The organism is Bacillus sp. JNUCC-22, from assembly GCF_018861275.1.
GTDB lineage: Bacteria > Bacillota > Bacilli > Bacillales > Bacillaceae > Bacillus > Bacillus velezensis.
The window spans coordinates 3,146,835-3,172,731 of sequence record NZ_CP076408.1 but is presented as its reverse complement, the minus strand read 5'-3'; the positions used below and the strand labels follow the sequence as shown (position 1 = coordinate 3,172,731).

General features: G+C 48.7%; 23 protein-coding genes and 1 riboswitch. Of the genes, 10 read left to right on the top strand and 13 right to left on the bottom strand.

What is annotated here, in order from left to right:
• The first annotated feature begins 163 nt into the window (after positions 1 to 163).
• The 3 genes from JNUCC22_RS15480 (at position 164) to JNUCC22_RS15470 (ending at position 6,056) form a co-directional block, all read left to right on the top strand.
• Complete coding sequence (locus JNUCC22_RS15480; RefSeq protein WP_216061868.1) at positions 164 to 1,972, top strand: assimilatory sulfite reductase (NADPH) flavoprotein subunit; 1,809 nt, start codon at positions 164 to 166, stop codon at positions 1,970 to 1,972.
• 27 nt (positions 1,973 to 1,999) lie between these two features.
• Positions 2,000 to 3,715 carry an assimilatory sulfite reductase (NADPH) hemoprotein subunit gene (gene cysI, locus JNUCC22_RS15475; protein WP_216061867.1) on the top strand — a complete coding sequence of 572 codons (1,716 nt, stop codon included), beginning with the start codon at positions 2,000 to 2,002 and terminating at the stop codon, positions 3,713 to 3,715.
• A 325-nt stretch (positions 3,716 to 4,040) separates the two neighbouring features.
• Complete coding sequence (locus tag JNUCC22_RS15470) at positions 4,041 to 6,056, top strand: Na+/H+ antiporter (protein ID WP_039253862.1); 2,016 nt, start codon at positions 4,041 to 4,043, stop codon at positions 6,054 to 6,056.
• 39 nt (positions 6,057 to 6,095) lie between these two features.
• On the opposite strand, the gene JNUCC22_RS15465 is transcribed toward JNUCC22_RS15470, so the two are convergent.
• Complete coding sequence (locus JNUCC22_RS15465; protein WP_007613741.1) at positions 6,096 to 6,581, bottom strand: hypothetical protein; 486 nt, start codon at positions 6,579 to 6,581, stop codon at positions 6,096 to 6,098.
• A gap of 221 nt (positions 6,582 to 6,802) precedes the next feature.
• On the opposite strand from JNUCC22_RS15465, the gene JNUCC22_RS15460 reads away from it, so the two are divergent.
• A complete protein-coding gene (locus JNUCC22_RS15460; RefSeq protein ID WP_007410023.1) occupies positions 6,803 to 7,633 on the top strand; it encodes an aldo/keto reductase in 831 nt (276 codons plus the stop codon).
• A gap of 32 nt (positions 7,634 to 7,665) precedes the next feature.
• Here JNUCC22_RS15460 and JNUCC22_RS15455 read toward each other — a convergent pair whose 3' ends face one another.
• From JNUCC22_RS15455 to modA, 7 genes are all read right to left on the bottom strand, one after another.
• A complete protein-coding gene (locus tag JNUCC22_RS15455; RefSeq protein ID WP_216061866.1) occupies positions 7,666 to 8,811 on the bottom strand; it encodes an ABC transporter permease in 1,146 nt (381 codons plus the stop codon).
• A gap of 1 nt (position 8,812) precedes the next feature.
• Entirely contained in the window at positions 8,813 to 9,907 is a 1,095-nt protein-coding gene (locus JNUCC22_RS15450; protein WP_216061865.1) for an ABC transporter permease, read from the bottom strand.
• Between the two features lie 23 nt (positions 9,908 to 9,930).
• Entirely contained in the window at positions 9,931 to 10,866 is a 936-nt protein-coding gene (locus tag JNUCC22_RS15445; RefSeq protein ID WP_150941417.1) for an ABC transporter ATP-binding protein, read from the bottom strand.
• Positions 10,867 to 10,985: 119 nt separating this feature from the next.
• On the bottom strand, positions 10,986 to 12,089 hold the full coding sequence (locus tag JNUCC22_RS15440; protein WP_216061864.1) for a sensor histidine kinase: 1,104 nt from the start codon (positions 12,087 to 12,089) through the stop codon (positions 10,986 to 10,988).
• Positions 12,090 to 12,094: 5 nt separating this feature from the next.
• Positions 12,095 to 12,742 carry a response regulator transcription factor gene (locus tag JNUCC22_RS15435; RefSeq protein ID WP_007613734.1) on the bottom strand — a complete coding sequence of 216 codons (648 nt, stop codon included), beginning with the start codon at positions 12,740 to 12,742 and terminating at the stop codon, positions 12,095 to 12,097.
• A 94-nt stretch (positions 12,743 to 12,836) separates the two neighbouring features.
• On the bottom strand, positions 12,837 to 13,520 hold the full coding sequence (gene modB, locus JNUCC22_RS15430) for a molybdate ABC transporter permease subunit (protein WP_014305804.1): 684 nt from the start codon (positions 13,518 to 13,520) through the stop codon (positions 12,837 to 12,839).
• Positions 13,501 to 14,298, bottom strand: coding sequence for a molybdate ABC transporter substrate-binding protein (gene modA, locus JNUCC22_RS15425; RefSeq protein ID WP_216061863.1), 798 nt, complete (start codon positions 14,296 to 14,298; stop codon positions 13,501 to 13,503). The genes modB and modA overlap by 20 nt, the downstream gene beginning before the upstream one ends.
• Positions 14,299 to 14,415: 117 nt before the next feature.
• Between modA and JNUCC22_RS15420 the strand changes: the two genes are divergently transcribed.
• Positions 14,416 to 15,342 (top strand): substrate-binding domain-containing protein, encoded by a 927-nt coding sequence (locus tag JNUCC22_RS15420; RefSeq protein WP_216061862.1) that lies wholly within the window; start codon positions 14,416 to 14,418, stop codon positions 15,340 to 15,342.
• A gap of 30 nt (positions 15,343 to 15,372) precedes the next feature.
• Here JNUCC22_RS15420 and JNUCC22_RS15415 read toward each other — a convergent pair whose 3' ends face one another.
• Together JNUCC22_RS15415 and JNUCC22_RS15410 are read right to left on the bottom strand one after the other, a co-directional pair.
• Positions 15,373 to 17,229: an LTA synthase family protein gene (locus JNUCC22_RS15415; RefSeq protein ID WP_216061861.1), complete on the bottom strand. Its 1,857-nt coding sequence runs from the start codon at positions 17,227 to 17,229 to the stop codon at positions 15,373 to 15,375.
• Between the two features lie 41 nt (positions 17,230 to 17,270).
• Complete coding sequence (locus tag JNUCC22_RS15410) at positions 17,271 to 17,753, bottom strand: metal-dependent hydrolase (RefSeq protein ID WP_003151759.1); 483 nt, start codon at positions 17,751 to 17,753, stop codon at positions 17,271 to 17,273.
• Between the two features lie 185 nt (positions 17,754 to 17,938).
• Between JNUCC22_RS15410 and sspJ the strand changes: the two genes are divergently transcribed.
• Positions 17,939 to 18,079, top strand: a complete 141-nt coding sequence (sspJ, locus tag JNUCC22_RS15405; protein ID WP_007410034.1) for a small acid-soluble spore protein SspJ — start codon at positions 17,939 to 17,941, stop codon at positions 18,077 to 18,079.
• Positions 18,080 to 18,200: 121 nt separating this feature from the next.
• Positions 18,201 to 18,381, top strand: a riboswitch (Lysine riboswitch).
• 110 nt (positions 18,382 to 18,491) lie between these two features.
• Positions 18,492 to 19,904, top strand: coding sequence for an amino acid permease (locus tag JNUCC22_RS15400; protein ID WP_007410036.1), 1,413 nt, complete (start codon positions 18,492 to 18,494; stop codon positions 19,902 to 19,904).
• Between the two features lie 174 nt (positions 19,905 to 20,078).
• On the opposite strand, the gene JNUCC22_RS15395 is transcribed toward JNUCC22_RS15400, so the two are convergent.
• Positions 20,079 to 21,017 (bottom strand): iron-hydroxamate ABC transporter substrate-binding protein, encoded by a 939-nt coding sequence (locus JNUCC22_RS15395; protein ID WP_216061860.1) that lies wholly within the window; start codon positions 21,015 to 21,017, stop codon positions 20,079 to 20,081.
• 247 nt (positions 21,018 to 21,264) lie between these two features.
• On the opposite strand from JNUCC22_RS15395, the gene JNUCC22_RS15390 reads away from it, so the two are divergent.
• The 3 genes from JNUCC22_RS15390 to JNUCC22_RS15380 are packed head-to-tail and all read left to right on the top strand — an operon-like array spanning position 21,265 to position 24,134.
• Positions 21,265 to 22,302: a FecCD family ABC transporter permease gene (locus tag JNUCC22_RS15390; protein WP_216062334.1), complete on the top strand. Its 1,038-nt coding sequence runs from the start codon at positions 21,265 to 21,267 to the stop codon at positions 22,300 to 22,302.
• A complete protein-coding gene (locus JNUCC22_RS15385; RefSeq protein ID WP_020956329.1) occupies positions 22,302 to 23,312 on the top strand; it encodes a FecCD family ABC transporter permease in 1,011 nt (336 codons plus the stop codon). The genes JNUCC22_RS15390 and JNUCC22_RS15385 overlap by 1 nt, the downstream gene beginning before the upstream one ends.
• An 18-nt stretch (positions 23,313 to 23,330) precedes the next feature.
• Positions 23,331 to 24,134 carry an ABC transporter ATP-binding protein gene (locus JNUCC22_RS15380; RefSeq protein WP_216061859.1) on the top strand — a complete coding sequence of 268 codons (804 nt, stop codon included), beginning with the start codon at positions 23,331 to 23,333 and terminating at the stop codon, positions 24,132 to 24,134.
• Between the two features lie 36 nt (positions 24,135 to 24,170).
• On the opposite strand, the gene JNUCC22_RS15375 is transcribed toward JNUCC22_RS15380, so the two are convergent.
• A complete protein-coding gene (locus JNUCC22_RS15375; protein WP_216061858.1) occupies positions 24,171 to 24,593 on the bottom strand; it encodes a YrvL family regulatory protein in 423 nt (140 codons plus the stop codon).
• A gap of 66 nt (positions 24,594 to 24,659) precedes the next feature.
• Positions 24,660 to 25,820: an oxalate decarboxylase family bicupin gene (locus JNUCC22_RS15370; RefSeq protein ID WP_216061857.1), complete on the bottom strand. Its 1,161-nt coding sequence runs from the start codon at positions 25,818 to 25,820 to the stop codon at positions 24,660 to 24,662.
• Positions 25,821 to 25,897 lie beyond the last annotated feature (77 nt).

Genomic DNA, 25,897 nt, shown 5'->3' with positions numbered 1-25,897 from the left:
AGTGCAAAGGGCTTTTTATCATTAGTAATCTTAATCATTGTCATCATGATTATATATTTTACTTACATACAAACTTTCGGTAAAGTTTCAATTAGAATATTATTTTGACAATTCCTATAGAAATAACGTACGTTACGTTTAATTCCTTGTGAGGTGGATATCGTTGCAACTTCAGGTCATGAACAGTCCGTTTAATCAGGAGCAGGCAGAGCTCCTTAACCGCCTTCTGCCGACCTTGACAGAATCACAGAAAATCTGGCTGAGCGGTTATTTGGCTGCGGCCCGGTCCGAATCCGGTGAAACAGCCGCACCCGCTGCTCCGGCTCCAGCAGAAAGCCCGGCAGTCTCAAGAGAAGTCACCGTATTATACGGATCGCAAACGGGAAATGCGGAAGGTCTTGCGAAACAGACGGTAAAGACGCTTGAGGAACGGGGATTCCAGGTCACCGTCGCGTCGATGAACGATTTTAAGCCGAATAATCTGAAAAAAGTAAACAATTTATTGATCGTGGTGAGCACGCACGGAGAAGGCGATCCGCCGGATAACGCGCTGGCCTTTCATGAATTTCTTCACGGCAGACGCGCGCCGAAGCTTGAAGCGCTCCGTTACTCCGTTTTGGCGCTCGGGGACAGCTCGTATGAATTTTTCTGCCAGACCGGCAAAGAGTTTGACGAGCGTCTTCAAGAGCTCGGCGGTACCCAGCTTGCGCCGCGGGTTGATTGCGATCTTGATTATGATGAGCCGTTTTCGGAATGGCTTGACGCGGTCATCGGCGGTTTGAACGAAGGAGCGGGAAATCAAACAGCCGAAGCGCCTGCCGAGACGCCCGCTCTCGGTGAATCCGTTTATTCCAGAACGAACCCGTTTCGGGCGGAGGTTCTTGAGAACATCAATCTGAACGGACGCGGTTCGAATAAAGAAACACGCCATCTCGAGCTTTCGCTTGAAGGATCGGGCCTCGCGTATCAGCCCGGAGACAGCCTCGGCATCTATCCGGAAAATGATCCGGCGCTCGTGGATGAGCTGATCAATGAGCTGAAATGGGACCCAAAACAGGAAGTGGCGGTGAATAAACAAGGAGAGCGTCTCCCTTTGAAAGATGCGCTTACTTCTCATTTTGAAATAACCGTCTTAACAAAACCGTTCCTGCAAAAGGCCGCACAGTTTACGGCTGACCAAAAGCTGAGTGAACTTCTGGCCGAAGGAAACGAAGAGCAGGTGAAAGCGTACATCAACGGCCGTGACCTGCTTGATCTCGTCCGGGATTTCGGGCCGTGGGAAGCTTCCGCGGAAGACTTTCTTTCCATCTTGCGTAAAATGCCGGCCCGGCTCTATTCGATCGCAAGCAGTTTAGAAGCGAATCCGGAAGAGGTGCATCTGACAATCGGAGCGGTCAGATATGACGCGCACGGCAGAGAACGAAAAGGCGTCTGCAGCATTCTGTGTGCGGAAAGACTCCAGCCGGGAGATACGCTTCCGATTTACATTCAGCACAACCAAAACTTCAAGCTGCCGGACAATCCGGATACACCGGTCATTATGGTCGGGCCGGGGACAGGCATCGCGCCGTTCCGTTCCTTTATGCAGGAGCGTGAAGAAACCGGAGCTGAAGGGAAAACATGGCTGTTTTTCGGGGATCAGCACTTTGTCACTGATTTTCTGTACCAGACGGAATGGCAAAAATGGCTGCAAAACGGTGTTCTCACAAAAATGGACGTCGCTTTTTCCCGGGATTCGGAGGAAAAGGTATATGTGCAGCACCGCATGAAAGAACAAAGCAAAGAGCTGTATGAATGGCTGCAGCAGGGAGCCGCCGTATACATCTGCGGTGATGAACAGCATATGGCGCATGACGTGCACCAGGCGCTTCTCGATATCATTCAGGAAGAAGGCGGCATGAGCCGTGAAAAAGCGGAAAGCTTCCTGGCAGACATGCAGCAGAAAAAACGCTATCAGCGTGACGTATATTGATTTTGGTTTGAAAGGAGCTTATTCAGCATGGTGAACAACATTTTAAAAGCGCCGGAAGGCCCTCCAAGTGATGTTGAGGAAATTAAAGAAAAAAGTGATTATTTGCGCGGCACATTGAAAGAAGTCATGCTCGACCGGATTTCAGCCGGCATCCCGGACGATGACAACCGGCTGATGAAGCATCACGGAAGCTACTTGCAGGATGACCGCGATCTCCGTAATGAACGTCAAAAACAAAAGCTTGAACCGGCTTATCAGTTCATGCTGCGCGTTCGGATGCCAGGCGGCGTGTCAACTCCGGAACAATGGCTTGTCATGGATGAACTGGCGCAAAAATACGGAAACAATACATTGAAGCTGACAACGCGTGAAACGTTCCAAATGCACGGAATTTTAAAATGGAACATGAAAAAAACGATTCAGAAAATCAATGCGGCGCTGCTTGATACCATTGCGGCCTGCGGAGATGTCAACCGAAACGTCATGTGCGCTTCAAATCCGCACCAGTCTGAAATTCATGCGGAAGTATACGAATGGTCGAAGAAATTGAGCGATGACCTTCTTCCGCGCACGAGAGCCTATCATGAAATCTGGCTTGATGAGGAACGTGTGGCGGGCACTCCTGACACGGAAACGGAACCGATGTACGGGCCGCTGTACCTGCCGCGGAAATTCAAAATCGGAATCGCCGTGCCTCCGTCCAATGATATCGATGTCTTTTCTCAAGATCTCGGCTTCATTGCCATCGTGGAGGAAGGCCGTCTTATCGGATTCAACGTTGCAATCGGCGGCGGTATGGGAATGACGCACGGCGATACGGCCACTTATCCGCAGCTTTCAAAAGTCATCGGCTTCTGCAAACCGGAGCAGCTGTATGATGTAGCGGAAAAAACCATTACGATTCAGCGCGATTACGGAAACCGTTCCGTCAGAAAGAACGCCAGATTCAAGTACACTGTTGACCGTCTCGGGCTGGAAAACGTAAAAGCCGAGCTGGAAAACCGCCTCGGCTGGCAGCTGGATGAAGCGAAACCTTATCATTTTGACCATAACGGCGACCGTTACGGATGGGTGAAGGGCGTAAAAGGGAAATGGCACTTTACGATGTTTATCGAAGGCGGCCGCGTCACGGACTATGAGAATTATAAGCTGATGACGGGATTGCGTGAAATCGCCAAAGTCCATACGGGAGATTTCCGTCTCACCTCTAATCAAAACCTGATTATCGGCAATGTCTCGAGCCAGAAAAAGAATCAAATCAGCGCATTAATCGAGCAATACGGTCTGACAGACGGCCGGCAGCATTCCGCCCTGCGCCGCAGTTCAATGGCTTGCGTCGCGCTTCCGACATGCGGGCTCGCCATGGCCGAAGCCGAGCGGTATCTGCCGAAATTGATTGATAAGATTGAAGACATTGTTGACGAAAACGGGCTGCGGGATGAAGAAATCACCATCCGTATGACCGGGTGCCCGAATGGCTGCGCCCGCCATGCGCTTGGCGAAATCGGATTTATCGGAAAAGCGCCCGGAAAATATAATATGTATTTAGGAGCGGCGTTTGACGGCAGCCGTTTGAGCAAAATGTACCGGGAAAATATCGGTGAAGAGGAAATTCTGAGTGAGCTACGCACCATTCTCCCGCGCTACGCGAAAGAGCGTGAGGAAGGCGAACACTTCGGCGATTTCGTCATCCGCGCGGGCATCATTAAAGCGACGACAGACGGCACGAATTTTCACGAATAAGATGAGCACTTAAAACCAAGGATAGAGACCTTTACTAAGCAGCATAAATGCTGCACCGCGTCATGAAACAGATGACGCAGCTTGCGAAAAAGCCTGTTTTCAGAGAAAACAGGCTTTTTCTTTTTCTAGAAAAAATGTAGCTGAAGGCAAAAAAAGTTCGCCGTGAGCACGTTATGAGAAATTTTAAATAAAAACGGGTAAAATAAAAGAAGAATGGTTGCGTGCGGAAAATATATTGAATCTGCCCGATCATCGGCTCCGGCCTTTGGCAAAGGCAGAGAACAGGCAATAATGATATGATGCAGCAGATGAAGGAGGTCATGCTTTGGACATATTTTTAGTCGTACTCGTACTTTTAACCATCATCGCGATCTCAAATATCGTAAATCGGTTTGTCCCCTTTATCCCGGTGCCTCTGATTCAGGTGGCGCTCGGTATCATTGCGGCGTCATTTCCGCAGGGGCTTCATTTTGAACTGAATACTGAATTGTTTTTTGTTTTGTTTATCGCTCCGCTGCTTTTTAACGATGGAAAACGGACGCCGCGTGCGGAACTTTGGAATTTAAGAGCGCCGATTTTGCTGCTTGCGCTCGGGCTCGTGTTTGCCACGGTGATTGTCGGCGGTTACACGATTCATTGGATGATTCCGAGCATCCCGCTGGCTGCCGCGTTCGGGCTGGCGGCGATACTGTCACCGACTGACGTTGTCGCGGTCAGCGCGCTGTCAGGGCGAGTGAAGATGCCAAAAGGCATTCTGCGTCTCCTTGAAGGAGAAGGACTGATGAATGACGCATCCGGCCTGGTCGCTTTTAAATTTGCGATTGCGGCTGCCGTGACGGGCGCATTTTCGCTGGCGCAGGCCGCCTTCAGTTTCGTTCTGATTTCAGCCGGCGGTTTACTCAGCGGTGTCGTCATTTCTTTTTTGATTATCCGTTTCCGGCTGTTTTTGCGCCGCCTCGGCATGCAGGATGTCACGATGCATATGCTGATTCAAATTCTGACGCCGTTCGTCATCTATCTCGCGGCTGAAGAAATCGGCGTTTCCGGCATTTTAGCTGTTGTGGCCGGCGGCATCACGCATGCGGTGGAGCAGGACCGTCTTGAATCAACGATGGTCAAATTGCAAATCGTCTCTTCAAGTACGTGGAATATTATTTTGTTCATTCTGAACGGTCTTGTTTTCGTTATTTTAGGTGCGCAAATACCGGATGTGGTTTCCGTCATCTTTAATGATACCGCGTTTAACAATATGATGGTCATCGGGTACATTATCGTCATTACGCTGACGTTAATGATTCTCAGGTTTTTGTGGGTGCTGTTTTTTTGGAACGGCAAGTGGTTTTTTAACAAGGATCAGAGCATTTATAAACCCGGCCTGCGCTCGACCCTGCTGATTTCGGTTTCAGGCGTCAGGGGAGCGGTCACGCTTGCGGGTTCCTTTTCCATTCCTTACGTGCTCTCTGACGGCTCACCGTTTCCTGAACGGAATTTGATTCTCTTTTTAGCCGCGGGTGTTATTATGTGCACATTGGTGCTGGCGACAATCGTACTGCCGATTTTGACAGATAAGCCGGAAGACAATGTGAAAGAGAAGAAAGTCAAATTGCTGACAGCGAGACGGAAGCTGATAAAAGCTGCCTTAACCGCCATTAAAGAAAATATGAATGAGACAAACAAAACGGCTTCTTTTGCGGTCATTGCCGAATACAATGAGAAAATGAAAAATCTCAGATTTCAGCAGTTCACCGTCAAAAACCGCACGAAAAAAGATGAGCGGAAAGTCCGCGCCCAAGGGATACAGGCTGAACAGGAAGAATTGCTGCGGCTGATTGAGCGGGGCGACATACCGGAAGAAACGGCTGACAGCCTTCAGGAACGGTTTGATGAACTGGAAGTGCTGTATACGAATCCGTTTAAAGTCGGCTTATCTAAGAAAAAGCTGAAACGCCTGATGTACTGGATCTTTTTCGGTGAACAAAAAAAGCCGGAAATGACGATTTTAAATGAAGAAGGCCTCATCCGCGCCACAAGGGTTAAAACGGCAAAAGCGGCCATTGAAAGCCTGAAAAAACACATGACCGAAGAAAATAAAGATGTGACGCTTGCCGTCATTTCCTTTTACAATCACTTGATTTTCAGGCTGGGGCACTCGTATCACGAACAGAGTCCGAGCCGCCGTTTTGAAAATCAAAAACTCGAAATCAAACTGCGGGCCGTGCAGGCCATCCGCAACGAAATCCAAACATTGTTCGAAGAGCGGGAAATTTCCCGCGATATGTCACATGAGCTTCGCCAATACATCAATGATGTGGAAGCGGCCATGCTTGACGGAGATGAATAAATCAAAAAAGTCCGGCATCTGTCGCCGGACTTTTTTTGATTACGGACGATGGAATTCGACGTGATCGCCGTCGCGGTCAAACCAGCCTCTGAAGGCCCAGTTGATCCAGCCGCCATCACCTTTATTGGTGAAGCTTCCGTCTTCAAACACCCAAATGCCGTACGTGATGCCGTCATAAACGGCGGAACCGTAAAACTGAACGCCGTTAAAATGATCTTCATATTCCTGGCTTAAATTAAACACCATGACGTTATATTTTTGTCCGGAAGCGTAGAATGAAGATTCCATTAAGTTTTTGACGAAGCCGTCACGGTTTTGCGCCGACTTAATCGCGTCAGCAATCGAATTGCCGATGCCGAGCAGGTCAACGTCAATGTTTAATCCGACATCTTTTGCTGAGACATCTGATGATTGCTGTGCCATGTTTTGAGGGACCGGGGTTTCTTTTGCGGATACAAAGGACAGAGGAGTCAGAGACAAAGCGGCGCCAAGGGCAACGGACATCGGGATACGCATACGTTTCATATGATTTCCTCCTTCAAGTGTGTGGTGGCTACAGTAGCGATTTACCCGGACAGTTACCCGGTTAACCGGAATTTTTGAAAAATAGGAAAATAATAACGGAAGTGGTGCTTGGGCACTAAAGATGGTTTTTGTGATGACGATGAGCGTATAATTGGTTTCTTACGGTGGAAATGTGAGATAATAATAACCGTTTACATAATGACTAGAAAGGATGGTTCAACGTGGCAAAAAGCTTAAAAGATACTGTAAAGCTTCATAATGGCGTTGAAATGCCGTGGTTCGGCCTTGGCGTCTTCAAGGTGGAAAACGGAAGCGTAGCGGCGGACTCCGTCGAAGCGGCAATCAGAAACGGCTACCGCAGCATTGATACGGCGGCTATTTACAAAAATGAAGAGGGTGTCGGCGAAGGCATCAGAGCTGCGGGCGTTGCCAGAGAAGAGCTGTTCATCACGTCAAAAGTGTGGAATGAAGATCAAGGATACGAAACGACACTTGACGCGTTTGAGAAAAGCCTTGAGCGCCTCGGCCTCGATTACCTCGACCTTTACCTGATTCACTGGCCGGGCAAGGATAAATATAAAGACACATGGCGCGCTCTTGAAAAGCTGTACAAAGACGGCAAAATCCGCGCCATCGGCGTCAGCAACTTCCAAGTGCATCATTTAGAAGAACTGCTGAAAGATGCTGAAATCAAGCCGATGGTCAACCAGATTGAATTCCACCCGCGCCTGACTCAAAAAGAAGTAAGAGATTTCTGCAAAGCGCAGGGCATTCAAGTGGAAGCTTGGTCTCCATTGATGCAGGGACAGCTTCTCGATAACGAAGTGCTGTCACAAATTGCGGAAAAACATAACAAATCGGTTGCTCAAGTGATTTTGCGCTGGGATCTTCAGAACGAAGTCGTTACCATTCCGAAATCGATTAAAGAGCACCGCATCATAGAAAATGCCGATATTTTTGATTTCGAACTGTCACAGGAAGAAATGGAAAAGATCAGCGCATTGAACAAAGACGAGCGTGTCGGCCCGAATCCGGACGAGCTTCTGTTCTAAGAAAAAACAGCCCTTTACGGGGCTGTTTTTCTTTACATAAATGTCTGTGTCTGACGTTTTACGCTGAACCTGTATGCGGCTATTAATAACAGGGCGGCGGCGAAGGCTCCTAAAATGATGATGTTCAGCATCAGGCTTTGGAACGTGCGGCCTTGCTGCAATTGATCCACCGTATCGAGCACCCAGCGCTGAGGCAGAAATTCGGCGATTGTCTGCACCGTTTTCGGCATAATATTGCCCGGAAAGAAGCAGCCGGCCAGCAAGCATGTCGGCACGACGATCAAATTCAAAAGCGCCGATGCCGAAGCGCTGCTGTTGGAAAAACCGACGGCAATAAAGGCGACCCCGATCGCGCTTAATGCAAACAGCATCATCAGGACGAACAGCTGCCACAGCGGGAATGACGGATGAATATGAAAAGCGGCGCCCATAAAGAGAACGGCGAATAGAATTTGGACGGCCATGATAATGATATTCACCGCCGCGTTCGCCAATACATACTGCTTTGATGTGATCGGCGTTGACAGAAGCCTGTAGTATGTCCTGTTTTCTCTCTCTTTAATCATTAGTTCCGTCAGGTTGCCGGCGGAATAGAGCATAATGATAATGAGATACCCGATGACTGAGTAAGTCATTTCTTTATGGTTCGATGTATCTTGTAAAACAGCGGACTCCGTTTGAATGGGAGAATGCTTGAAATCGGCGTACATCTCCTGAAAGGCCTTTGCGTCTCCGCCGGAGGATTTGCCGATTGAGGCGACGCTGTTCATATAATTGTACAAATAAGAGCTGACATATCCGGTGACCTGGGCGCCTTTCAGCGAGGTCATGCCGATGTGAGACGGTTTCCCGTCTTTTACGCTTTGGGAGAAGCCTTTTTCAAACGTGATGAGCGCCTCCATTTTTCCTGAAGCGATCTTGGATGTGGCGGACGCAGCCGTTTCCTCTGAAATCCTCACATGATCCAGTCCTTTTAAAAACGCGGCCGTATCCTGCGCCACTTCTCCGCCGTCTTGATCGAGAATGCCGATATTGAGCGTTTCGGCTCCGCCGTTGGCATTGGTCATGAAGGAGAGGAAGACGCCGATCAGCGGAGCCCCGATATAAAGAATGAGCTGTTTTTTGCTTTTTGTAATCCCTTTGAGAGTGTGCGCAAACAGCCACCAGAAGTTTTTCATATTACAGTCCCTCCCGTCTTTGAAACGTAAATGCGGCGATCAGCAAAAAGAGTGCCGCCAATGCTGTATTTAAACCGAGTGCAGGCCATGCCGCTGATACATCATTTGCGTAAATGATGCTGTTAATCGCCTTATTGATCCAGGATAAGGGCGACAGGGCGGAAATTCCTCCGCCTTCATATTTGTAATAGGCGCCGCCGATAATGGACATCACCTGAACGATGATGACGGTGATTAATCTGGCGCTTTCGGGTTTTCTGGTCAAATAGCTCAGGCTGAGTCCGAAGCTGACGGCCAAAAGAATTTCAGAAACGAGAATCAAAAGCACAAGTCCCATGTGGCTGCCCCAATTCGCTTTTAAGACAAATTTGCTGAAGGCGACAACGGCAAGAATCGTCAGAACATTCACAGCCAAAATGCCGAGCATCTTTCCGAGAAAGATATCGCTTTTCCGGAGCGGGGCGGCGATCAGGCGATCTGCGGTGTGCCGTATTCTTTCCCCGCGGAATAAGCTGCTTGCAAAAATCGAGGCGTACAGCCCGATCATCGTCGTCATGGATATCGCGTAAAAATCTTTCGCTTTCGGTTCTTTCGCTTTGTGTAAAGACGTCTGCTTCATATAATCGCTTTTGATTTGTCCGGCGGAAGGCGCCTTATGCGCCTTGTAAGCGGCGGCGCCTGCTTTGTATTGATTGGTAAAAGCGGTCAGCATGCCTTGGACGATCGTGCCGTTTATGCCGCTCCGGTCATTTGTATAGACTTGAAAACCGGTGTTTTTTACAGTGACGAAAGCATCCGCCTGATTTTCTCGAACCTCGTTTTTGCCTTTTGCCTCCGTGTCCGCTTTTTGAAAATAGACATGCTCTTTTTTTGCGGCTTTCATAAACTCAGTAAAATCATGAGAAAGAGGGCCGTTTGACTGGTCCGTATATACGACCTCGATGTTCCCGACCGTCACCTCTGAATCAAAGGCGTTTGATAATGCCGCAGTAAAAATCAGCATGAAGACGATCGGAAAAGCAAGCATGAAAATAAAAGTCCGTCTGTCGCGGAAACTGATTTTGATTTCTTTCCCGGCGATGTGCAGAATATTCATTTGCAATCCTCCTTTCAGTGAGGTCAGTCGCGCAGGCTTCTGCCTGTCAGCGTGAGAAATACCGTTTCTAAGTCAGGGGCCTGTTCCTGCAAGGAGCGGATTTCAATTCCTTTGTCCATGAAGTACCGGATCAGGCGGTTTAAATTGTTGACCCCTGTGTCAGAGCTGATTTTCACGCTGTTTTCTTCCAGTGTGGCAGCTCTGACGCCGGGCAGCTCCTGAATATCGCCGAGGCTGATGCAGTTTCCGGATGACAGCTCAATCACGACGTCCTTCGTGTCGGTAATGATGGAGGTCAGCTGTTCTTTTGTGCCTTCTGCGATGACTTTTCCGTGGTCAATGATGGCGATGCGCGTGCATATTTCTTCCACTTCCTCCATGTAGTGGCTCGTGTAGATGATCGTGCAGCCCATTTCATTCAGCTTTTTCACTGATTGCAGAATATAATTTCTTGATTGCGGGTCAATGCCGACCGTCGGTTCATCCATGATGATCAGTTTCGGCCGGTGGGCAAGAGCGCACGCAATATTAAGCCTGCGCTTCATTCCGCCGGAAAAATGCTTCGGCAAATATTTGTGTTTATCGCTCAAGCCGACGAATGTCAGGGCCTCCTCGACCCGTTCTTTCAGAGCCGCCCCTCTCAGGCCGTACAGCCCGGCGAAGAACTTCACATTTTCATAGGCGTTTAATTCTTCGTAAATCGCGAGGTCCTGAGGGACGATGCCGATATTCATTTTCGTTGCTTTGCTATATTTGAAAATATCTTTTCCGAGAAACAGAATGTCTCCGCCTGAAGGTTTTAAAAGGCCTGAGATCATATTGATCGTCGTGCTTTTTCCGGCTCCGTTTGCGCCGAGAAACCCGAAAATCTCACCTTCTTTTACGGCAAGCGACATCTGGTCAACGGCGGCATAATCACCGAATTTCTTACTCAGCTGTTTGAGCTCCAAAATGTTCATGTTTCCACCTCTATGTCTTATGATGCTCTTATTATAAAAAAAAGAATGAACGGCCGTTAGTGCAGCTGTTCATTCCTTTGACATGAGAATCTTCATATTTTTCACATGAAAACATTCACTTATTCAACCGGAAGCAATGTCGTGACGGAAAAACCGGCCGTGCCGTCAAAAATAACGGTTCCGTGCAAGACGGCCGCCCGTTCTTCCATACCGAGCATGCCGAGGCCTTTTTTAAAGCGGACGGCGCCGTTTCCGTTATCTTTCACTTCCGCTTTCACGGCTTTATTCAGCACATGGATATCAATGAAAATCTGCGTGGCATCGGCGTATTTCATTGCATTGGTCAAGGCTTCGGTTACGTTTTCCTGAATGACTCTCCAATGCATTTGCGTCAGCCTGTCCAAATCGCCTTGATGCGTAAACGGAACCGGCATCCCGTTTTTGGCCGAAAATTCATCAATAAACGTTCTTAATCTGTGAATGCCCATTTGTTCAGCGGGCGGTTTCATATTTTTCAGCGTTATGCGGATATCCTCAATGCCCTCTTTGGAAATGGTAATGGCGTTTTGGAGCAGTTCAGCCGCTTTGTCCGGATGGGAGCCGAGCATCCGCTTCGCCGCTTCCATCTGAATGAGCGCGCCTGTCATGGAATGGCCGATTTTGTCATGGATGGCTTGGGACAATCTGTTTCTTTCTTCGAGTTTGCCGGTATACTCCGATTGTTTGATATATTCCGTGCTGCTGTGCAGCTGTTTCGTCAGTTTTTCAATGCTTGAGCGCATATTGTCTGACTGCTCTTCATATTTTTTCAGCCGGTCGCTGGACCGGGCGGCCAAAACGAATATCGCCAAGCAGAACAAGGTCATGACGATATAAGTCGGAAGGTCACCGTACGGGATAAATAAAAACGGCACAAACACGAGCAGGCAGAACACATAGCGGTGAACCGGATATTCGGCAAGAACGGCAAAAATGGCGGGCGGCAAAAGAAACAGAAACGCCGGATGGCCTAAGGCGGAAAGCCAGGCGGTCAATGCCAGCGCCATGAGGGTGATCCCGCGCCTCCAAGCGGGCAGCCTGATCATGCAGACCGCAATGCCCAAAGATAGATAAAGCAGCAGAAACAAGACGGCGTACGGTGTGTAAAGGCGGTCTGCCGATACGAACAAAAAAGCCGTATAAAAAATGGCGATCAGTCTGCTCATCAGCATCCAAAAATCCATACCGTTCAACGCCCGTTATCCACTTTCCCGGTGATATAATAAATCGCGATCTGCGTTCTGTGCTCAAGCCCCGTTTTCCCTAAAATAGATGAAATATAATTGGCCGTCGTCCCTTCAGAAATGAAAAGCTGTTTTGAAATTTCCCTGTTCGAGAATCCTTTCGCAATAAGCGACATGATGCTGAGCTCTCTTTCAGTAAACTGGCTTTCATCAATCTGATGCGCGGCTTCAGCCGGCCGGGAAAGGCTGTCTTTTATTTTATCCAGTACGGTGTCCTGAAGAATGCTGTGTCCGTTGAAAACGCTTTTGATCGCATCGCGTATCCGTTCCGGTTCGGTGTTTTTTAATAAATATCCTTTCGCGCCGTTTTTAATCGCTTCTAAAATATACTCATCGTCGTCAAATGTCGTCAGGATCATCGGCTTCGTATCCGTTTCCTCCGCGATCCGTTTTGCGGCTTCGACGCCGTTCATCACCGGCATGCGGACGTCCAGCAAGGCGATATCGACGGGATTGTGTTTACAATACTCGGCCGCCTCCAGGCCGTTTTCCAACGTTGCCGATACAGTAAATTCCTCATATGTATGCAAAATGATTTTCATTCCTTCTCTGATGAAAGAATTATCATCCGCGATAATGACATTAATCTTCATGGCCGCACCCTTTGTGTGTTTTTTGTTTCATTATATACCATCCGATTTTAAATCAAAAAGCCTTCCGGCGAAAGGTGCGCGGAAGGCGGATCGGTCAAGCGGGTTTTTTCAATTGGATGAAAAACAGCATCAGGAAAGAAATGATTACAATACAGATCACCCACACCCAGGCGAGTGTTTCATTGCCGGAGTCCATCGCGACGTAAATCGCTGTCGGCAGCGTTTGGGTGACACCGGGAATATTTCCCGCAAACATTAAAGTCGCCCCGAATTCACCTAGCGCACGTGCAATACTGAGAATGCTTCCGGTCAAGAGGGAGGGAAAGGCAAGCGGGACGGAAATACGGGTGAACACCTGCCATCTGCCGGCTCCGTCTACTTTCGCCGCTCCCTCGATGTCAGCATCAACCGCGGCGAAGCCCGTTTTAGCGGACTGATACATAAGCGGGAAGGCGACAATGGCCGAAGCGATCACCGCGGCCGACCACGTGAAAATGACGGGCTGGTGAAAAATCCGCTCAATCGCCCGGCCGATAAAGCTGTGTTTCCCGAAAATAATAATGAGAATGAAGCCGACAACGGTAGGCGGAAGAACGAGCGGGAGCATAAACAGGGTCTCCACAGCCGTTTTTCCGGGAAATCGCGCTTTCGCCATCCAGGCGCCGGCAAGCGTCCCGAGAATGATGACGGCGATGCCTGATGCCAAAGCCACCTCAAAAGACAATACGACTGGGGTGAAAAATTCCGAAGCCGTAATGTTACTTGGCAGTAAATCCATATTTCTTAAACACTTTCATTGCTTCATCTGACTGCAGATACTGATAAAACGCTTCTGCTTCTTTACGGTGCTTTGTATCCTTGACGATGCCGAGCGGATAAACGATCGGATCGTGCGTTTTCGCCGGCGCTTCATCGGTGATTTTCACCTTTTTCGAAATCAGCGCGTCTGTTTTATAGACAAGCCCGGCATCGACATTTCCGGTTTCAACATAAGAAAGCACCTGGCGAACGTCTTTTGCATAGACGACTTTATCTTTTACCTTGTCCCACAGGGATAATGCCGTCAATGACTGTTTGGCGTATTGTCCGGCCGGAACGGATTCAGGCGTGCCGAGCGCAATTTTTTCCGCGCTGTCTTTTTTTAGGTCATTCAGATGTGTCAGGTGTGCGCTGTTTTTCTCAGGTACGATCATGACGAGATCATTTTTCAAAAGATCCGTGCTGTCCTTTTTATCGATATCTCCGTCATGAACGAGCTTATCGAATTTATCTTCGGCTGCCGAGAAGAATAAATCAGCTCCCGCGCCTTGTGAAATTTGTTTTTGCAATGTGCCTGATGATCCGAAGTTGTCTTGAATGGTTACGTTTGAATGTGATTTTTCGTAGTTGGTCTGGATTTCTTCAAGTGCATCCTGAGCGCTTGCTGCCGCAGAAACGGTCAGCGTGACTTTTTCGTTTTGTCCGCCTTTGGACGATTGTCCGGATGAGCAGCCCGCAGTTGCGAGGAAAACGGCCATAGCCGCAGTTGTGAGTAGTGTCGCTTTCTTTTTCAACATTGTGCACCCCTTATAGCTAAATATAATTAGATCAAACTAATTATAACGCAATTGTACGTGATGGTGCGGTTTTTTTTCAATATCTGAACAGTTATAATAAAAACGGAGCGTGATAATATGACAGAAGCCACTTCCTATACAATAGAAGAAGTTGCGGGCCTTTTGAAGGTCTCCAAACTGACAGTATATGATTTGATAAAAAAAGGACTCATTCCGGCGTACAGGGTCGGAAGACAGATGAGGGTCGATGAAGAGGACTTAAAACAATATAAAGCCAACATGAGAATGTCAAAAAAGCCATCCGCAGCAGAACCGCCTGACCCGTCCCGCGGGCGGGAGCCGGAAAAAAGGCAGTCCGTTATCATCAGCGGGCAGGATGTGTCGATGGACCTCCTCAGCAAACAGCTGGAACAAACAATACAGGCGGCTCCGCTCCGCAAGTACAGCGGCAGTTTGAACAGCCTGATCGAGATGTACCGCGGAGCTTGTGACATCGTCAGTCTGCATTTGTACGATGGGGAGACGGGGCAGTATAACATCCCGTATGTGAAGCGCATTCTTTCAGGGGAGCCGTTTGCGCTTTTTCATGTCGTGCTTCGTCAGGCCGGATTATATGTGAAAAAGGGCAATCCGCTGAACATTCAGGGCTTTCAGGATTTGAGCCGAAAGGATGTCCGTATCGTCAATCGCGAAAAAGGATCAGGCGCGAGGGTCCTGCTGGATGAACAGCTCAGATCATTCGGCTTTACGCCGTCTGATGTCGCCGGCTACCATGACATTGTCACGGATCATCTGTCAGCGGCTTCACAAGTATCAAGCGGAAAGGCGGATATCGGAGTCGGGTCGCAGCATGCGGCGCATATGGCAGGCACGGACTTTATCCCGGTGATCAGTGAGCAGTACGATGTGGTCGTCTTAAAACAAAACCGGGAGCTTGTTCAAAGCGTGCAGGACATCCTCAATTCTGAGGAATTCAAGTCTCAGCTTTCTCAATTATCCGGATATGATACGAAAATGACCGGACGGCTCATATATGAAACATGAAAAATCCCTCCATATAACGGAGGGATTTTTTTATTGCTTATAAAACCGCAGCAGGTCGCCGTTTAATATTTTATCGGAAAGCATCAGCTCTTGTTCCGCTTTTTCTTTCTCATCGCTGCACGCGCTCATGTCAGAAAGCGGTTCACCCGTTTTACGGCTGTAACACGTATTTTTCGTATAAATATGATCATCCGTGATAAAGCTGCCGTTTCTCAGCACCGCAAACGGGGTCCGCTCTCCGGAAAACAGATCATTGCCGAACTGAATGCTGCCTTTCGTTTCAATGCCGAGCAGGTGAAGCAGCGTCGGTCTTACATCAACCTGTCCCGCGGCCGAAGCAATCGTTTCCGGCGCACGGTCGGTCACCCCGGGAATATGAATGATAAACGGCACGCGCTGAAGCTGAACCGTATCAAACGGAGTGATTTCCTCTTTCCCTAAGAATTCGGCAAGTCCTTGATTATGGGCTTCGGATATACCGTAATGATCTCCCATCAGGACGATCATCGCGTTGTCATACAGTCCTTCTTTTTTCAGCTTCTTGAAAAAGTGTTTCAGGGCCTCATCTTCATAGCGGACCGTCGTCACATAGCGGTTTAATAACTCGCTGCTTGTGTCCGGTTCCTCAATGAGCTGATCCTGTTTATCAATTTCAAAAGGAAAATGGTTGGTCAAAGTCAGCAGGCTCGCGTAAAACGGCTGCGGAAGCTTCTTTAATTTTTCCGCTGACTGTTCTAGAAATTCCTTATCCTTCAGGCCCCAGCCTGTTGAATTTTCCTGTGTCACCTTAAATTCATCCGCGTCGAAAAAACGGTCGATTCCGAATGCCCTGTACATCTCATCCCGGTTCCAAAAGGCCTTATGATTGGCATGCAGAACGGCTGAATAGTATTGACGGTCTTTTAACATATGGTACATCGTATTGAACCGGTGGCCGCTTTTTGTAAAAAAAACGGCGCCGCTTGAAGACGGATACAGCGAATTCGCAGTAATGAATTCTGAATCTGAGGTTTTTCCCTGTTCAGTCTGCTGATAAAAATGAGTGAAGTCATAACTTTTTTTCCGCAGTTTATTTAAAAACGGGGTAATCTCCCGTCCGTTGACCCGCTCATCCATTACAAAACGCTGTGTTGATTCGAGCGTAACAAAAATCACATTGCGCCCCTTTGCAAGCCCGAACTTTGAATCGGACGGCCTGCTGTAGTCGGCTTGAGTGTAATTTGCGACCGCCGCAAGGCTGTCTTCATCGGCAAACGCTTTAGCCCCTGCATTCAGCGTCTGCGAAATGGTGTCATACAAATGAAAGTGGAACAGGCCGATTCCTTTTACGAGCGCTTCACGATCAAAAGGGTGCTTGAACAGCTTCGGCTGATCGGCCTCAGACAGTGCAAGGTTGCACAGCATGAGGCCGGCTGATGCCCACGCATACGCTTTAACGGTACGGGCGCCCGCTTTCCCTTTATCGGCTTTATGCCTTTTACCAAGGTAAAACAAAACCGCAATATCCAAAAATAAAGCGATATAAAGCGGGTGAAACAGCTCTTGGACGCTGCTTCCCATATCACCCATATTGCTCGCCTGAAACAAAACCGGTATGGTGATAAAATCAATATAAAACCCGTAAAACACCGTATTCGCGATTAAAATTCCCGTCAGCATCACATTTGCCGAAAGCAGAAAGATCCGCTGTTTTTTTTCTGTCAGCAAGAGGGCGATGCCGAACAGCGGCACAATGAAGCTCAGCGGATTAATGAGAAGCAGACATTCCTCAAGAACCGAGTTGTTCTGCAGATCAAAACCGAGCTTATAAACGGCATAGGTTTTCATCCACATGAACAGGATGGACAGGCATAAAAACCGATGATTGCTGAAAAAGGTTTTCTTCATATGTATGACTCCTCACCCTAAAAGCGAAAGATGCTTTTTGTTTAAGAGATGCGGCCGTGAACCAGTTCGTATAAATAATAGCAGGATACAATCGTTAAGCCGGCCAGCACAAGCTGCTCCGAAAAACTCCCCGTTCTCATATAAAGGGGAAGACGGAAGCGGATGGCGGACGGAAACAGCAGTTTAATGCCGTTGACGGTCCATGCGTCAAGCACAAGATGGCTCGCCATTCCGATCATCAGTCCGGCGGAAATGCTCGGATTCGGAATATAGGTTGCCGTAATGAAAAACATAATAAGCATAAACAGCAGGCTGTGTGTAAACGTTCTGTGGCCGAACACCGTGCTTACGATTTTGGACAGAACGGGCAGCGTTCTGCCGATTTTGCTTTTCGTATGGCATATGTCGGGAATCAGCGCCCCGAGGGCACCCGCTGAGGTCATAAGGACCGGATCATACCCGTAATAATACGCAATTGCGGAACAAGAAGCGATGCCTCCCATGATGTGTGTTTTTCCTGTCATTTTTCGCTTCTCCTTTTTATTTTTGCCAAAATCCCCTGAATTACAAATATATCAAGAGAATGCATGTTTGATCAACAAACTTTACCTGTTCCGCCAAAAGGAAGGAGACGGGGATTCCGCATATTCTGCCGCGGAAAAAGACACATTATAGGTGTACCTATATATTTGATAAAGAGGTGATACAGATGGCTTTCTTTAACAAAGAAAAAGGAAAAAACAGCGATAAAAACAAAAACGTCATTCAAGGCGCGCTTGAAGACGCCGGTGCAGCTCTGAAAGACGATCCGCTTCAAGAAGCTGTTCAAAAGAAAAAAAACAACCGCTGACCATATAAGACGGGTAGGGCGAACGCTCTATCCGTTTTCATCTAATTTTTCCCTTTGACAGATCTTTTTATCTCTGATAACCTCTGAGTAGAATTGAATGATAAAAATCCTCACTCTTTCTCGGTGAGGTAGAGGTTGCGCTTGATGATGAGTCGCACATGCCAGGCTGATAGGGGCCGCAAAACATGTGTTAAAGGCATCAGCGCCGAAGTGTAAAGAAAGCCGATCCTTCTTTATGCTGGGACTGTATCTGAATAAGTGCAGGACTGCCGCGTGCTTTTTCGCGGAGGGCTATCCGGAGATCAAGGGTGTGTGTGTTTCTTTAAGCATGGACTTTTGTTCAGGCTTTTTTTGCGTGTAAATATGATCTCGGGGTCTGGTCCGTACGAATGAACAACCAGGAGGTACAGGAATGGAACAGACGAAAAAATGGGGTTTTTGGTTATTAACGGCGTTTGTCGTAGGAAATATGGTAGGCTCGGGCATCTTTTCGCTTCCGAGTACGCTCGCAAAAATCGCGAGCCCGTTCGGCGCTACATCGGCATGGCTTTTAACGGGAGCCGGTGTGTTAATGATCGCGCTGGTCTTCGGCCACTTATCCATCCGCAAGCCTGAGCTGACGGCGGGGCCGCAAAGCTATGCGCGTGCGCTGTTCAGCGATCGGAAAAAAGGGAATGCAGCGGGCTTCACGATGGTCTGGGGCTACTGGGTGGCGAGCTGGATCAGCAACGTGGCGATCATCACGAGCCTTGCCGGATATTTAACATCATTTTTCCCGATTTTAACGGATAAGCGTGAAATGTTTTCGATCGGCGGTCAGGCGGTTACGCTCGGCCAGCTGCTGACGTTTGCCGTATGTACGGTTTTATTATGGGGCACTCACACGATTCTCGTCACCAGCATTAACGGTGCGAGTAAATTAAATTTTGTCACGACGTTTTCAAAAGTATTAGGATTTATCTTCTTTATCATTGCAGGTTTATTTGTGTTTCAAACGTCGTTTTTCGATCATTTTTATTTTCCGGTTCAAACAGGTCCTCACACAGTTGAGGGAATCGGCGGACAGATCCACAATGCGGCGATTTCAACATTATGGGCGTTCGTCGGAATTGAATCGGCAGTCATTTTATCCGGGCGCGCCCGTTCGCAGCGTGACGTGAAACGCGCCACCATTACCGGATTATTGATCGCGCTTGGCATCTATATCATCGTGACATTGATTACGATGGGCGTGCTTCCGCATGGTAAGCTTGTCGGCTCGGAAAAACCGTTTGTTGACGTATTGTACGCGATCGTCGGCAATGCGGGAAGCGTCATCATGGCGATTCTGGCGATTTTGTGTCTGTTCGGAACGATGCTCGGCTGGATTCTTCTCGGCTCTGAAGTTCCGTATCAAGCGGCGAAATCAGGAGACTTTCCCGCTGCTTTTGCAAAAACGAATAAACAGGGCAGCCCGGTTGTGTCGTTAATCGTAACGAACGTGATGTCACAGATCTTTATCTTTTCAGTTATTTCCAGGACGATCAGTGACGCGTTTACGTTTTTAACGACGGCGGCGACGCTCGCTTATCTGATTCCGTATCTCGTGTCAGCGTTTTACAGCCTGAAGCTCATTTTTACGGGTGAAACGTATGACGAGATAAAGGGTTCAAGAGTAAGAGACGGTATCATCGCCATCCTTGCCTGCATTTATTCTTTTTATGTCATTATTACCGGAACGGCCGATTTAACGACCTTTATTCTCGGTATCGGGCTGTTCTTCGTCGGTTTGCTGTTATATCCTTTCGTCTCAAAGAAATTTGCAAACAACAGACAATCGGTATGACAAAAAGACATCTCACGTCTGTGAGATGTCTTTTTTGTTTGCGGCAGCAGGTTACGTTTTGACGGCGTGTATATAATGAATGGTCTCGAATGCGGTTAAATGGTCAGTGCGTCCGCTGAAAAAACGGTCAAGTGTAAAGCGTAATAAAAAGCCGCTGTGACAGCGGCTTCGGGGTTACTTTGTTAAGCTTTTTGTGATGTAGTCGAGCTGGCCTTCAAGTGAGATCGGGTCTGAGAAATAGAAGCCGATCGGATCAATGCGGTAGACATGGTTTTGTTTGACGGCATCGAGGTTCTTCCAGATTGAGCTGTCAAGCACGCCTTTGTCGTCACCGCCGGCCTGCCATGGCCCCATAAAGATGTAGTCTCCCGCGAAGTCAGGCAGTTTCTCGAGTGAAATGCTGGCGTAGCCCGGTCCTTGATTAATGGCTTTTTCCTGCGTCAGTTTTGTGGCCTTCAGCCCGAGTTTGTCATAAATGATGCTTCCGCCGCGGCCGAAGTCTTTACCGAATACATAGATGTCTTTTCCGTTTGTCTGCATGATGGAGATGGTTTTTGAGCCGACCGCTTTTTGAACCTTTGTTTTAGCGGCAGCGGTTTTCTTATCCCATTCAGCCAGCCATTTGTCTGCTTTATCTTCAGTGCCTGTCATTTTCGCAAACTCTTTGAATTGATCAATGTTGCTGAGCTTGTCATATTTAATGGCGATGGTCGGCGCGATTTTTTCCAGTTTTTCAATATCGGCGCCTTGTGTCGTCCAGACCACGATTAAATCCGGCTTTAAGTCAATGATTTTTTCAACGGACGTGCCGTCGCCGATGTTTGTGACACCTTTTGTTTTTCCTTTGTAATAAGGGTTTTTAAATACGTTTTGCGGCGCGCCGACAACATTGATGCCGAGCTGTTTAAAGTCGCCGTAGTAGCCGTCAGCCATGACGACGACCCGTTTCGGGTGCTTCGGAATTTTAATATTGCCGTTTTCGGCTTTATACGTGATGGTTTCTTCTTTTTCAGAAGAACCTTTCGTGTCTGAAGAATTGCCGCATGCTACCAAAGCGGCGATGAGCAGCATGGCAATCAGCGCTGCGCCGATTTTCTTGTATGTATGGAACATCTGACATTCCTTCTTTCATAAAAATTAGTGATAAAGAGAATCATTATCAGTGTGATTATATCACTGCTTTCATAGAGAAGCACGCTCTTTTTTAAGAAAAACTTTCTTTTTTTATATGAAATTAGGTCTATTAAAAGAGAAGATAAAAGTGCTATACTGAAACAAGTCATTGATAATCATTATCATTACCATTCTTGTTTTGAGAAAGGAAGAACGAGTGTTGGGTCTATTGAAAAAGAAACAGACAATGACGGCTCAAGGGGCATCAGGGAGTGAAATCCAGTGGACGGCGCGTTCATTCAGAGCGGCTGTGCTGCTGTGTGCCGGGATTGCGGTTTTATTGATCGGCGCGGCCCTGTCTGTTTCCATCGGAGCTGCCGATATTCATCTGCGGACGGTGTGGGATGCTCTCTTTCACTTTCAGCCGCAAAATACATCTCATCAAATCATACGCGATCTGAGGCTGCCGAGAACTGCCGCCGCCGCGCTCGTCGGGGCTTTTTTAGCTGTGTCCGGGGCGATTATGCAGGGGCTGACGCGGAACCCGCTTGCTGAGCCTTCCATTATGGGCGTGACGTCGGGGTCAGGATTTGCGATCGCATTGGCGTTTGCTTTTTTTCCCGGCCTGTCTGCGGCGGGACTTGTTTTGTGGTCCTTCGCGGGAGCGGGAATCGGAGCGCTTATTGTGTTTGGCATCGGCCTGTTTTCAAAAGGCGGTCTGACACCGGTGAAGCTCGCGCTGGCCGGTACGGCAGTCGGCTATTTCTTAACGGGGCTTTCAAGCGCGATTGCGATCCGTTTTGATGTCGCCCAGGATGTGAAGTTCTGGTACGCCGGAGGAGTCGCTTCCGTGAAATGGGAAGGTGTGCAGCTGCTGTTGGCGGTCGGGGTTATCGGACTTTTGCTGGCATTTCTGATTGCGCGCTCAGTGACGGTGCTGAGCTTGGGTGAGGAGCTGGCCAAAGGGCTCGGGCAGTACACATCGCTTGTGAAAGTAATCGGAATGTTTGTCGTTGTCCTCTTGACGGGGGTTTCAGTCTCAGTCGCCGGAGCCATTTCTTTTATCGGCTTGGTGATTCCGCATATCACCCGATTTTTAGTCGGGGTAGATTACAGGTGGATCATTCCCTGTTCGGCGGTATTCGGCGCCGTTCTGTTAGTCTTCAGTGATATTGCCGCAAGACTCGTCAATGCGCCGTTTGAAACACCGGTCGGCGCTTTAACCGCCCTTATCGGCGTTCCCTTTTTCTTTTATTTGGCGCGCAGGGAAAGGAGAGGGCTGTAATGAATGTAAAATCGAAAAAACCGCTGGCGGTCATGGCCGTTACGTTTTTGCTCATATGCATCGTCTTTTTTATCAGCTTAAACATGGGTGTGATCCGGATTGCGCCTCTTGATACGCTACGTGTCTTTTTCGGACAGGGGGATGCCCGGGATCAGCTCGTTTTATTTGAATTCAGACTGCCGCGCATGGTGCTGTCATTGCTGGTCGGCGCCGGAATCGCGGTTTCAGGCGCGATTTTTCAAAGCGTGTCTCAAAATGACTTGGCGGAGCCGGGCATTCTCGGTATTAACGCCGGGGCGTCTTTGGCGGTCGTTTTGTTTATCTTCTTTTTCCAAGGATCAGCTGTTGATTTAAGCATGGCCGGTACATGGCTGCTTCCGGTGAGCGCTTTGGCGGGGGCTTTTCTGGCTGCGCTGCTCATCTATGTGCTGGCTTGGAAAAAAGGCGTTTCACCTGTCCGGCTCGTTTTGGTCGGGATCGGCGTCAATGCGGGGTTTAATGCGCTGCTCTTGATTTTTCAGCTGAAAATGGACCCGCGGGATTTCATGCAGGCGCTTGTATGGATTTCCGGTTCGATTTGGAACGCCAATTGGAAAATGGTGCTGTCTATTTTGCCGTGGCTGCTGGTTCTTTTACCGTTCAGCCTCTATAAAGCCAGGTATTTAAATGTGCTTCAGCTCGGTGATCAGCTGGCGGCGGGGCTTGGCACCCGGGTTGAAAAGGAGCGGCGCGTTCTGCTGATGTGCGCCGTTGCCCTGACCGCGTCATGTGTTGCGGCAGCCGGCGGAATCGCTTTTCTCGGACTCATTGCGCCGCATTTGGCCAGAAGGCTTACCGGACCGCGCCACCAGACGCTTATCCCGGTTTCGGCTTTAATCGGAGCATTTTTATTTCTGCTTGCCGATACGCTGGCGAGAAATGTGCTTGCACCGTCCGAAGTTCCCGTCGGCCTGGTGATTTCCGTGCTCGGAGCGCCGTATTTTGTATATTTGCTGATGAAAACGAAATAGAGGAAGGAGACTGCCGCGATGAACTCATTATCGGCGGAACAGCTTACTGTCGGTTATGGTGACCGTTTGATAGCGAAAGAATTGGATATCGCCATCCCGAAAGGAAAAATTACAACGCTGATCGGTCCGAACGGCTGCGGAAAATCGACGGTTCTCAAAACGATGTCAAGAATCATGAAACCGAAATCCGGCGCCGTCTATTTAAATGGACAGGCGATCATGCAAAAATCCACGAAAGACATCGCCAAGGAAATGGCAATTCTTCCGCAGACGCCTGAAGCGCCGAGCGGGCTGACGGTGTACGAACTTGTTTCTTACGGCAGGTTTCCGCATCAGTCCGGAATGGGCCGTTTGAGTGATAAAGACCGTGACATGATCAAATGGGCGCTGGAAGAGACGGGGATGGCCGAATTTTACGACCGGCCGATCGAAGCGCTTTCCGGGGGGCAGCGGCAGCGTGTGTGGATCGCCATGGCGCTCGCTCAAGAAACGGAGCTGCTGCTTCTTGATGAACCGACCACTTATTTAGATCTCGCCCATCAGCTTGAAATTTTGCAGCTGCTGGACAAATTAAACAAGGAGCAGGGCCGCACCATTTTAATGGTCATTCATGATCTGAACCATGCCGCCCGTTTTTCCCATTACATGATCGCCCTGAAAAAAGGGTGCGTCATCAAGGAAGGAACGGCGGAGGAAGTCATGACTCCCGGCATATTGAAAGACGTTTTCCAAATTGACGCACAGATTGTAAAAGATCCGCGCACGAACAAACCGGTCTGCTTAACCTACGATTTAATCCGGCATGAAAACGCAACGGTATGATGAAAAAAAACGCAGAGCCATTCCGGCCTGCGTTTTTTATTGCGCCCGGGGCTGCTTTTCTCCGGAGACGCATTTATCCAAAACGAAAAAAACCCCCGCCACAATCAGCTCCTCCGTCGTTGACAGCCAAATCTTTTCAATCAGTTTATCCGTCGTATACGCGGTCATCCAGAGGAACAGCAGCTGAACGGTGCTGGCTAAAAGGAGAAAAGGCAGCCTGCCCGTCCCAAAAAAGGTAAAGCTATGTATCATCAGCCGCTCAAGCGGTTCAAAACATAAACCGAGAAAAATAAAAAGCACGGAAAAAAGCAGGACGTACGCCATCGATCCGTAGCTCGTCCCGGCTAATGAAAATACGGCCATCATCACGATAAAATACCCGAATAATACGGCAGCGGCTGCCAGGGCATACCGGAGCACCTGAAGAAAAAACATTTTCGTCCCGTTTTGATTGATCATCTGTTCAGCTCCTTTTCACACAGAGGAGACTTGCAGAGACGGAACTCTGCAAGCCGGTGTGTATCTTCAGCATTTCTTTTTGACGACAGGGTGTTTCTCTTTCGAAAGAATATCCGTAAAGTCTTTGCCCAGATCCAGATGCTGCTGGACGAATTTCTCAGGAAGCATGGCAAGCCATTGGTTCAGGGACACATCGGCATAGTGGTCATCCTTGAAGATTTCCAGGAAGACGAGCGGCTCATCTCCCAAATTCTCCACATAGTGGCCCATTGCGAACGGAACGTAACCGACATCCCCGGCCTGATAGTTAAATGTTCTTGCATGGCCGTCCGATGCAAAAACCGTCATCCGCCCTTTACCGGAAATATAATACTGCCATTCATGCGTGTTCGGATGCCAGTGCAGCTCTCTCATTGCGCCCGGTTCGACCACGACAAGCGCTGAAGCGATCGTTTTGGACACTTTGAAGTTTGTGGAATCCGCGATATATACTTTGCCGCCATCCGTCTCAGCAGTCGGGCCTTCATCCAGCAGGCGGTAAGTGAACGGATAAGGCACTTCACCGTTCGGGCCTTCCACAATGTCATCTTTCAGCTTCCCGGGAACCGGCTCTTCAAAGATATATTTTTCTTTCCCGGGCAGGCCGGCGAGGTCTTTTTCTGAAACCCCGAAGTTGTTGGCAATGACATCAAGCGGTGTGTGGGCAAGCCAGTCAGTCACTTGGAATGTGCTGTTTTCTGAGAAAGAACCGTCATCAAAAACCAAGAGGAATTCACAGCCTCCTTTCAGCGCCTGAATGGAGTGCGGCAGGCCTGACGGGAAGTACCACAGATCTCCTTCCTTCACGTCATCGATAAAACTGCGTCCCTGTTCATCAACAATCGTGACCCGCGCTTTGCCCGTCAGCATATATGCCCATTCCGCTTCTTTATGCCAGTGCAGCTCACGGATGGCGCCCGGTTTTAAACGCATGTTGACAGATGCCAGATTCTCAGAAATCGGCAGCTCGCGAACGGTCACCTCACGCGCGTATCCGCCCTTTTCCAGCCGGTTGTGCACATCTGAGAAAGAGAATTTCATATTATCCACTGTGCCGTGATCCGTTTCCGGCGGCGTCAGCATATCCGGATTTTGGCGGTCTCTTTCAAGGTTGCGCGGAATCGTGACGGTCGCCCCTTTGTCTCCTCTGATCGGCTGCGGGATATTGCAGTTGTTTTCTTTTGACATGTAAATCGTCTCCTCTCAAGCTTTGTTTTTTCAGAAAGAGAATGTGAAAGGCCTTTCGTTTTCCCTTCTGCTTTGTT

Excerpts from the sequence above, each read along its gene's own strand:
- cysI (WP_216061867.1), top strand. The coding sequence starts at position 2,000 with ATGGTGAACAACATTTTAAAAGCGCCGGAAGGCCCTCCAAGTGATGTT.
- JNUCC22_RS15465 (WP_007613741.1), bottom strand. The coding sequence starts at position 6,581 with ATGAAACGTATGCGTATCCCGATGTCCGTTGCCCTTGGCGCCGCTTTG.
- JNUCC22_RS15455 (WP_216061866.1), bottom strand. The coding sequence starts at position 8,811 with ATGAAAAACTTCTGGTGGCTGTTTGCGCACACTCTCAAAGGGATTACA.
- JNUCC22_RS15450 (WP_216061865.1), bottom strand. The coding sequence starts at position 9,907 with ATGAATATTCTGCACATCGCCGGGAAAGAAATCAAAATCAGTTTCCGC.
- JNUCC22_RS15445 (WP_150941417.1), bottom strand. The coding sequence starts at position 10,866 with ATGAACATTTTGGAGCTCAAACAGCTGAGTAAGAAATTCGGTGATTAT.
- JNUCC22_RS15440 (WP_216061864.1), bottom strand. The coding sequence starts at position 12,089 with ATGGATTTTTGGATGCTGATGAGCAGACTGATCGCCATTTTTTATACG.
- JNUCC22_RS15435 (WP_007613734.1), bottom strand. The coding sequence starts at position 12,742 with ATGAAGATTAATGTCATTATCGCGGATGATAATTCTTTCATCAGAGAA.
- modB (WP_014305804.1), bottom strand. The coding sequence starts at position 13,520 with ATGGATTTACTGCCAAGTAACATTACGGCTTCGGAATTTTTCACCCCA.
- modA (WP_216061863.1), bottom strand. The coding sequence starts at position 14,298 with ATGTTGAAAAAGAAAGCGACACTACTCACAACTGCGGCTATGGCCGTT.
- JNUCC22_RS15420 (WP_216061862.1), top strand. The coding sequence starts at position 14,416 with ATGACAGAAGCCACTTCCTATACAATAGAAGAAGTTGCGGGCCTTTTG.
- JNUCC22_RS15415 (WP_216061861.1), bottom strand. The coding sequence starts at position 17,229 with ATGAAGAAAACCTTTTTCAGCAATCATCGGTTTTTATGCCTGTCCATC.
- JNUCC22_RS15410 (WP_003151759.1), bottom strand. The coding sequence starts at position 17,753 with ATGACAGGAAAAACACACATCATGGGAGGCATCGCTTCTTGTTCCGCA.
- sspJ (WP_007410034.1), top strand. The coding sequence starts at position 17,939 with ATGGCTTTCTTTAACAAAGAAAAAGGAAAAAACAGCGATAAAAACAAA.
- JNUCC22_RS15400 (WP_007410036.1), top strand. The coding sequence starts at position 18,492 with ATGGAACAGACGAAAAAATGGGGTTTTTGGTTATTAACGGCGTTTGTC.
- JNUCC22_RS15395 (WP_216061860.1), bottom strand. The coding sequence starts at position 21,017 with ATGTTCCATACATACAAGAAAATCGGCGCAGCGCTGATTGCCATGCTG.
- JNUCC22_RS15390 (WP_216062334.1), top strand. The coding sequence starts at position 21,265 with ATGACGGCTCAAGGGGCATCAGGGAGTGAAATCCAGTGGACGGCGCGT.
- JNUCC22_RS15385 (WP_020956329.1), top strand. The coding sequence starts at position 22,302 with ATGAATGTAAAATCGAAAAAACCGCTGGCGGTCATGGCCGTTACGTTT.
- JNUCC22_RS15380 (WP_216061859.1), top strand. The coding sequence starts at position 23,331 with ATGAACTCATTATCGGCGGAACAGCTTACTGTCGGTTATGGTGACCGT.
- JNUCC22_RS15375 (WP_216061858.1), bottom strand. The coding sequence starts at position 24,593 with ATGATCAATCAAAACGGGACGAAAATGTTTTTTCTTCAGGTGCTCCGG.
- JNUCC22_RS15370 (WP_216061857.1), bottom strand. The coding sequence starts at position 25,820 with ATGTCAAAAGAAAACAACTGCAATATCCCGCAGCCGATCAGAGGAGAC.